Source organism: Streptomyces poriferorum (assembly GCF_019399235.1).
GTDB lineage: Bacteria > Actinomycetota > Actinomycetes > Streptomycetales > Streptomycetaceae > Streptomyces > Streptomyces poriferorum.
The window spans coordinates 1-4,356 of sequence record NZ_JAELVH010000445.1 but is presented as its reverse complement, the minus strand read 5'-3'; the positions used below and the strand labels follow the sequence as shown (position 1 = coordinate 4,356).

Annotated in this window: 5 protein-coding genes; all 5 read right to left on the bottom strand. The window is 70.8% G+C overall.

Translation table 11 applies throughout. From position 1 onward, the window contains the following. Nucleotides 1-12: 12 nt before the first annotated feature. The 5 genes from JGS39_RS38000 to JGS39_RS37980 all read right to left on the bottom strand — a co-directional run bounded on the left by JGS39_RS38000 (nucleotide 13) and on the right by JGS39_RS37980 (nucleotide 4,332). On the bottom strand, nucleotides 13-222 hold the full coding sequence (locus JGS39_RS38000) for a hypothetical protein (protein WP_219574335.1): 210 nt from the start codon (nucleotides 220-222) through the stop codon (nucleotides 13-15). Between the two features lie 91 nt (nucleotides 223-313). After that, nucleotides 314-691, bottom strand: coding sequence for a hypothetical protein (locus JGS39_RS37995; RefSeq protein WP_219574334.1), 378 nt, complete (start codon nucleotides 689-691; stop codon nucleotides 314-316). Next, nucleotides 688-1,401 carry a Rieske (2Fe-2S) protein gene (locus JGS39_RS37990; RefSeq protein WP_219574333.1) on the bottom strand — a complete coding sequence of 238 codons (714 nt, stop codon included), beginning with the start codon at nucleotides 1,399-1,401 and terminating at the stop codon, nucleotides 688-690. The genes JGS39_RS37995 and JGS39_RS37990 overlap by 4 nt, the downstream gene beginning before the upstream one ends. Then, on the bottom strand, nucleotides 1,398-2,000 hold the full coding sequence (locus tag JGS39_RS37985) for a 4Fe-4S dicluster domain-containing protein (RefSeq protein ID WP_136327991.1): 603 nt from the start codon (nucleotides 1,998-2,000) through the stop codon (nucleotides 1,398-1,400). The genes JGS39_RS37990 and JGS39_RS37985 overlap by 4 nt, the downstream gene beginning before the upstream one ends. 7 nt (nucleotides 2,001-2,007) lie before the next feature. After that, the gene (locus JGS39_RS37980) at nucleotides 2,008-4,332 is read right to left on the bottom strand and encodes a molybdopterin oxidoreductase family protein (RefSeq protein WP_219574332.1); all 2,325 of its coding nucleotides are present in this window, start codon (nucleotides 4,330-4,332) and stop codon (nucleotides 2,008-2,010) included. Nucleotides 4,333-4,356 lie beyond the last annotated feature (24 nt).

Genomic DNA, 4,356 nt, shown 5'->3' with positions numbered 1-4,356 from the left:
GGGCGGGGCAGCTCAGACGTGGTGGGGCGGCTTCTCGTCGAGGAAACGGGCCAGGTCGGCGGCGCTGCCACCGGAGGGGGCCCGCTCACCCCACCCCCGGTCCGTATCGTCCGCGGACTGCTGGTCCAGCGGATCGTCGAAGATCAGTGCCGGCTTGGGCTTCGGCCGGTCCGGCGAGTTCGGCTTCGAATCGCGCGGTCCGGGGGCGGGGGCGGTACTCATGCCTCCAGGGTACGGCCGCCCTGCGGGCAGCGGGGGCGCACCGGAGCCCACCGCGAAGCCGGGACTCCCGGCCCGCCTCCCGGGAGGCCGGTCAGCGGTCCTTGGGGTCGAGCCACCAGAGGCCGAGCACGACGAGGAACGACAGGCAGAGGAATCCGGCCCCCCACCAGGCGGTACCGGTGTTGCCCTCCATGTATTCGTCGATGATGACCGTGAGTCCCCAGAGCTGCCCGATGACGACGGTCATGGCCAGGGTCAGCCGTGCCGTGAGCTTCGAGGACCGTTCCGGTTCCTGGTCGCTGCCCGCTCCCGGGCCGGGCCCGGTGTGGCGGACGCGCGGGTCGCCGTAGCCGCTGGTGGGCCGGATCTGCGGGTAGCGCTCGTGGACGGGCCGGTTGAGTTCGGGCCGTGCGCTGCCCGGGTGGTACTCCGGGTAGTGCGGGCCGGAGGGCTGCTGGGCGTCGCTCATGTCCGCCTGCCGGGGGTCTCGGGCTCGGTGGCCCTGGTACGGGGGCTGCCGGCGGCCTCCGGGGCTTCGGCGCCCCCGCGGACTCCGGGGCAGCCGATCCGGGAGGCGAGGTCCGGGCGGTCGTCGCCGAGCTGGCGGCACAGCCCCTTCTCGATGCTCTCGCCCGAGCGGGTGGTGCCGACGGCCCAGATGCTGCCGTCCGTCTGCTCGGTGAGGACGACCTTGGGCAGTCCGCGGGGCGGCGGTCCGGCCGTGACCTCGCCGCTACGGGCATCGAAGACGCCCTCGTGGCAGGGGCAGTACAACTCACCCTCGGAGCCCCGGTCCTTGCGCCACAGCACGGCGCAGGCCAGGTGGGTGCAGATCGCCGAGTAGCCGACGAGGGTGCCGTCGTCGAGCCGGACGGCGACGGCCTTGTCCTCCTTCTCCGGGTAGCTGAAGGCGAGGGATTCCCCGGGCAGCAGCTGGGAGCTGATCCGCTTCGGTGCCGGCGCCTTGTCGTCATCGGGGTCGCCGTGGCGCGGGAGCATTCCGCCCGCCACGCCGAGTCCGCCGACCGCGAGACCGCCGGAGACGGTGGCGACGATACGGAGGTAGTCCCGGCGGGTGGTGAGGGAGTCCGCGGCGATCCGGTCGTGCAGGGCCTCGCGCGGGTCCCCGGAGGACGGCTGCCGCGGGTCCCCGGGTGGCGGCTGCTCGGTGACGGTCATCGGCGGACGTCCTTCCCGTTGATCTCCACGACGGGCAGGCCGCCCGGCACCGGCCACTGGACCCGGTCGGCGGGGACGACCATGGCGACTCCGGTGCGGACCTCGGTCTCGCCGAAGACGAAGGTGTCGGCGACCTGGACTCCGGGGCGTTCGGCCTGGAGTTCCTCGACGGTTCCGTAGAAGAGCGCCCCGGTCGGGCAGACGGTGGCGCACATGGGGGCCAGACCGTAGGCGGTGCGGTCGTAGCAGAGGTTGCACTTCATCTGCAGCTTCGCCTGGAGGTCGATCTTCGGTACGCCGAAGGGGCAGGCGTTGACGCAGTTGGCGCAGCCGATGCAGCGGGTGGTGTCCGCCTGCTGCACCACCCCGTCCGCGGTCACGAGGATCGCGTCGGCGGGACAGACCTCCGCGCACGGGGCGACAGGGTCCTCGCAGTGCATGCAGACAGTGGGAAGGGAGGCGACGGACTGGCCCTCGTCGGTGTAGTCGAGGTGGATCATCGACTTGCCGCGGTGGGAATCGCATTCCCGGCAGGCGGAGACACAGGCCTGGCAGCCGATGCAGCGCCCCGGGTCGATAAAGATCGTTCTGCCCATCATGCGGGCATCAGCTCCTCTCCGAGGTGCCACGGCCCTGCGGGGACGTGGGGGGCAGCGGGTCGGTGCGGGAGACCTGGGTCTCCGGGTAGGCGACGTGGCCCGGCGCGACCGGGGGCGCGGGTACCTCGTCGATCTTCTCGGCGTGCTCGATGCGGCAGGCGCACACCTTGTACTCGGGGATCTTGGAGCGGGGGTCCAAGGCGTCGATGGTCAGCGCGTTGGCGGCGGTGGGGACCGGCCAGTGGTACGGGATGAAGACGGTGTCGGGGCGGATCGCCTCGGTGACCAGGGCGGGGAAGACCTCGCTGCCGCGCCGGGTGACGACGCGGACCGGTTCGCCGTTGCGGAAGCCGTGGGAGGGGTGGACCTCGGCCCAGGGGCGCGGGGTCTGTTCGACGAGGGCGCCCAGGCGGCGGGTCTGGTTGCCGGAGAGGAAGTGCGCGACGGTGCGGCCGGTGGTGAGGGACATGGGGTGGTCGTCGTCGTACGGATCCATCGGCAGGTGCCATTCGACGACCTGCATATGGATCTTGCCGTCGGGGTGGTAGGTCCTGCCGTCCTCGAAGAGCCGGGGGGTGCCGGGGTGATCGGTCGAGGGGCAGGGCCAGGCGATCCCGCCGGTCTCCTCCAGCCGTTCGTAGGTGATGCCGTAGTAGTCGTTGACGGTTCCGGCGGAGGCGATCCGCAGTTCGTCGAAGACCTCGCGGGAGTCGGCGAAGGCGAACTTGTCACCCGCGCCGAGCCGTCGGGCGAGTTCGCACATCACCCAGGTGTCGGTCCGTACGCCGGGGGGCGGGTCCTGGGCCTTGTTGTGCTTGACCACCCGGGCCTCGGCGTTGGCCATCACCCCGTCGTCCTCGGCCCAGGTGGTGACGGGGAAGACCACATGCGCGTTGGCCGCGGTCTCGGAAAGGAAGAAGTCGAATTGGGCGTGGAACTCCGCAGTGTCGTATCCCTCCTTGACCACCTTGTAGTTGGGCAGGGAGACGAAGGGGTTGTTGCAGATGCCGATCAGTCCGCGGATCTCGCGGCGCTGCATCTGCCAGATCATTTCCATCATCGAGGTGCCGGCGCGCGGGAGTTCGGACTCCTCGATGCCCCAGATCTCGCAGATCTGCCGGCGGTGCTCGTCGTTCATGATCGAGCGGCCGCCGGGCAGGAGGTCGGACTTCTGGCCGTGCTCGCGGCCGCCCTGCCCGTTGCCCTGTCCGGTGATGGTGCCGTAGCCGGAGCCGGGCTTGCCGATGTGTCCGGTGGCGGTGCAGAGGTTGATCACGGTGAGGCAGTTCTCGACGCCCTGCGAGTGGTGCTCGATGCCGCGGGCGTGCCAGGCCATGGCCTTGGGCGCGCGGGCGAAGGTGCGGGCGACCTGCACGACCTGTTCGGCGGGGATTCCGCAGATCTCGGCGGCCCGGGACGGCGGGTACTCCGCGACCTTGGCCTTCACCTCCTCCCAGCCGGTGGTGTGGGCGGCGATGTAGGCCTCGTCGGTGAGGCCCTCCTCGATGATCACGTGGAGCACGGAGTTGAAGAACGCCGCGTCGGTCCCGGGCTTGAGGGCGACATGGATGTCGGCGGTCCGCGCGATGGCCGTCTCGCGCGGGTCGATGACGATCAGGCTGGCGCCGCGGTCCCGGGCGCCCCACACGTACTGGGTCATCACGGGGAAGCACTCGCCGACGTTGGAGCCCGCGATGAGCAGGCAGTCGGTGAGCAGGATGTCGGAGAAGGGGTTGCCGGCCCGGTCGATGCCGAAGGCGAGCTTGTTGGCGCCCGCCGCGCTGACCATGCAGAGCCGGCCGTTGTAGTCGACGTGCCGGGTCTTGAGGGCGACCCGGGCGAACTTGCCGACCAGATAGGTCTTCTCGGAGAAGAGGCTCGCTCCGCCGAGCAGTCCGAAGGCGTCGTTGCCGTAGGTCTGCTGGATGCGCTTGATCTCGGCGACGGTGTAGTCGAGCGCCTCGTCCCAGGAGACCTCCCGGAACTCCTCGTCGCGGGAGCGGCGCATGAGGGGGGCGGTGAGCCGGTCGGGGTGGTTGACCTGCTGGTACGCGTTGATGCCCTTGGGGCACAGGCGCATCCGGTTGATGTCGTGGTTCCGGGGTTCGACGCCGAAGACCTTGCCGCCGCGGTCGACGCGCAGGTACATCCCGCACTGCACCCCGCAGAAACAGCAGTGGGTGGGGACGAGCGTCTCGCCGTTCTGGTCGGCGTGCCACTGGTCGGCGGGAATGCCGCCGGCGTCGCGGAAGGCGCGGGTACCGGGCGGGGCGAGGGAGGGGTCGAGGGGGACGACCGCACGGGTGTCGGCTGCTCGCGGGTCCGCGGTCACTTGAAGCCCTTCTTCACCTGGGAG

What these genes read in the sequence shown, in the direction of transcription:
- JGS39_RS38000 (WP_219574335.1), bottom strand. Translation starts at nt 222, where the DNA reads ATGAGTACCGCCCCCGCCCCCGGACCGCGCGATTCGAAGCCGAACTCG.
- JGS39_RS37995 (WP_219574334.1), bottom strand. Translation starts at nt 691, where the DNA reads ATGAGCGACGCCCAGCAGCCCTCCGGCCCGCACTACCCGGAGTACCAC.
- JGS39_RS37990 (WP_219574333.1), bottom strand. Translation starts at nt 1,401, where the DNA reads ATGACCGTCACCGAGCAGCCGCCACCCGGGGACCCGCGGCAGCCGTCC.
- JGS39_RS37985 (WP_136327991.1), bottom strand. Translation starts at nt 2,000, where the DNA reads ATGATGGGCAGAACGATCTTTATCGACCCGGGGCGCTGCATCGGCTGC.